Below are 2,220 nucleotides of genomic sequence, written 5' to 3' on the forward strand. Positions count from 1 at the left end.
TCACACCGCCGGTACGCCCCTCGGCGTGTTGAACCCGCGCGGCCTGTGCGGCGGCGGCGCACTCGTGGGGGGCGCTTATGTGGCCGCGTTCGGCCGGGACCGGCCGCTCCCGGCGCCCTCGGCTCCGCCGGACGAGGACGGTCGCGTCACTCGGTCACGACGGGCCGCTCGCCCCCGTGGTACGCGCAGTGGAAGCCCGCGAAGCGCCGGTAGAAGCGCGGGAGCAACTGGTCGCGGACTCGAAGCGTCCGGTCGCCGTCCTCCCTGCGCGTCCACGCGACCGCGTCCGCCAGCGCCGCCTCGACCTCCGCGGGCGGGACGCGCCCGGCCTCCACGCGGAACGCCTCGCGGTAGGCGGCGGCCACGACGCCGAGCACGCCCTCCTCGACGGTGACCTCGGTGGTCCCCGGGACGTCCAGCGCCCGCGCGGCCGCTCGGACGAGCGCGGCCCCGTCGTCGACGCCGTGGGCCGCGAACGAATCTGTGCTCGAACAGGTCGATCCGCGTCCGGGATCGCTCATGGACGAACGGAGGACGGGAGCGCGCTTGAACGGTCCCCGGACGTGTGAACGAGGCGCACGGTCGGGTCCGTAGGAGGACTGTCCCGGCCCGGAGAAGCGAGCGCGGCCGCGGCCGGGAGAGGCCGCGAGGAGGGAGCGCCCGCGGCCTCCCCGGGCGTAGGCGCCGCCGCGAGATATGCTCACGGCGAGCGGGCGGTTACCCGGTTACCGTGAGCTCACCGGGGGAGGCCGGTCACGCGAGCGCGCTCTCCTCGTCCTCGGCGGGACCGAGGTGGCGCTCGCCCCAGTCGGCCATCGCCGCGATCACCGACTCGAGGGCCGCGCCGCGGTCGGTGAGGTCGTACTCGACGCGGAACGGCTTGTCGCTGATCACCTCCCGGGTGACGAGCCGCTTCTCCTGGAGGTCCTCCAGCGTGCTCGAGAGCACCTTGCTGGAGATGCCGTCGACGTGCTCCTGGAGTTCGCTGAACCCGCAGGGGCCGTGCTCCAGCAGCCGGTGGACGATGACCGGGTGCCACTTCCGGCCGATGAGCGTCGCCGTCGCCGTCACCGGACACCACTCCTCGCCCGCGCACCACACGTCGATCGGCTCCGCCTCCTCGGACATACCCGCCCGGACGGGACGCTCGCACTTCGGGGTTACGTTCGGAAACCGGATGTCGATCGGTCGCTCCCGTCCGGGCCGCCAACCGAACTGAGCGACCGGTAACCGGGTTACCGGTGCCTTCGCGCGCCTTTTTTGATTACCAACCGTAACCCAATAACTGGAGGAAACCGAAATGAGCGACGTCACGATCGACCCCGAACGCACCGCCCTGCTGATCACCGACCCCCAGATCGACTTCCTGAAGCCGGAGAGCGTCGTCTGGGACAAGGTCGGCGAGACGGTCGAGGAGAACGCCGTCGTCGACAAGCTCGCCCGGCTCCGCGAAGCCGCCCGCGCGGGCGGCGTCCCCGTGATTTACTCCCCGCACGAGTACGGGGACGGCGAGTACGAGGAGTGGCAGCACCTGAACACGATCGACGAGATCATGTTCGACACGCGGATGTTCGACGTCGCCGGCGACGGCGCCGACTTCGTCCCCGAACTCGAACCGGACGACAACACGTTCGTGCTCTCGCCGCACAAGCAGCTCTCGGGGTTCTGGAGCAACGACGCCGGGATCCAACTCCGTCAGCGCGGCATCGACACCATCGTGCTGGCGGGGATGAGCGCGAACCTCTGCGTCGAGTCGCACCTGCGGGACGCCGTCGAGAACGGTTTCGAGGTGTTGACCGTCACCGACGCCACCGCGGCCGCCGGCGAGGAGGCGCTCCAGGCCGCGCTCACCAACTACGGCTTCATCGCCCACGAGACCGCCACCACCGACGAGGTGATCCCGCGGTTGGAGGCCGCCGCCGACGCCGACGCCGAGGGGGTCTCCGCCGACGGGGGGGAGCGCGACGAGCGGGACGACGACAGCGGCGGGTTTCTGACCGGGCTGTTCGGCTAGGCCGGGACAGCGGACGCCGTCCCGGCGGGCGGACCGTCGGTCAGCCCTCCCGTCCCGTCTCGGTCCACCCCGCCGCCCCGCTCCCGAAGCGCTTTCCGCCGCCCCCGCCGACGGCGACGTATGAGCCTGAAGCAGGCGGTCGTCGTCCGCACGGACCTGGGGATGGGGACCGGGAAGCTGGCCGCGCAGGTCGCGCACGCGTCGCT

General features: G+C 71.8%; 4 protein-coding genes. 2 read left to right on the forward strand and 2 right to left on the reverse strand.

The genetic code is table 11. The features are described 5' to 3' along the window. Window positions 1-146: 146 nt before the first annotated feature. Together ACQUQ1_RS22025 and ACQUQ1_RS22030 are read right to left on the reverse strand one after the other, a co-directional pair. On the reverse strand, window positions 147-521 hold the full coding sequence (locus ACQUQ1_RS22025) for a hypothetical protein (protein WP_435066331.1): 375 nt from the start codon (window positions 519-521) through the stop codon (window positions 147-149). A gap of 232 nt (window positions 522-753) precedes the next feature. Then, complete coding sequence (locus ACQUQ1_RS22030) at window positions 754-1,128, reverse strand: winged helix-turn-helix transcriptional regulator (protein WP_435066332.1); 375 nt, start codon at window positions 1,126-1,128, stop codon at window positions 754-756. Between the two features lie 172 nt (window positions 1,129-1,300). Between ACQUQ1_RS22030 and ACQUQ1_RS22035 the strand changes: the two genes are divergently transcribed. Together ACQUQ1_RS22035 and ACQUQ1_RS22040 are read left to right on the forward strand one after the other, a co-directional pair. Then, window positions 1,301-2,014 carry a cysteine hydrolase family protein gene (locus ACQUQ1_RS22035; RefSeq protein WP_435066333.1) on the forward strand — a complete coding sequence of 238 codons (714 nt, stop codon included), beginning with the start codon at window positions 1,301-1,303 and terminating at the stop codon, window positions 2,012-2,014. A gap of 126 nt (window positions 2,015-2,140) precedes the next feature. Beyond that, window positions 2,141-2,220: peptidyl-tRNA hydrolase (locus ACQUQ1_RS22040; protein ID WP_435066334.1), on the forward strand; the 80-nt coding region annotated here is incomplete at its 3' end.

Source organism: Halobaculum sp. EA56 (genome assembly GCF_051195075.1).
Classification (GTDB): Archaea; Halobacteriota; Halobacteria; order Halobacteriales; family Haloferacaceae; genus Halobaculum.